General features: G+C 58.4%; 1 pseudogene. It reads left to right on the top strand.

Features of this window, described 5'->3' with window-relative positions:
* Positions 1-255, top strand: a pseudogene (locus tag JAO29_RS23180) (FUSC family protein); the annotation flags it as partial.

The following is a 255-nucleotide window of genomic DNA, read 5'->3' as shown; positions in this document are numbered from 1 at the left end:
ACCGTCGCGGAAACCGTAGAGAAGCTGAAGCTGCGAATCCTTGGCTGCGTGGCAGGAACCGTTGCCGGACTCAGCATCATGATCGGAGTCATCCCTCTGACAACCGACATCGGACACCTAATGGTAGTCGTCTTCGTAGGAGCCTTCATCGGCGCATGGATAGCCGCCGGAAGCCCCCGCGTCTCCTATGCGGGATTGCAGTTCGCCTTCGCCTACTTCCTTTGCGTCATCCAGGGATCATCCCCGTCCTTCAAC

It is taken from the genome of Edaphobacter sp. HDX4 (assembly GCF_036877565.1).
In the GTDB taxonomy this organism is placed as follows: Bacteria; Acidobacteriota; Terriglobia; order Terriglobales; family Acidobacteriaceae; genus Edaphobacter.
The sequence above is the reverse complement of the archived record's forward strand: the minus strand, read 5'-3'. Positions and strand labels throughout refer to the sequence as shown.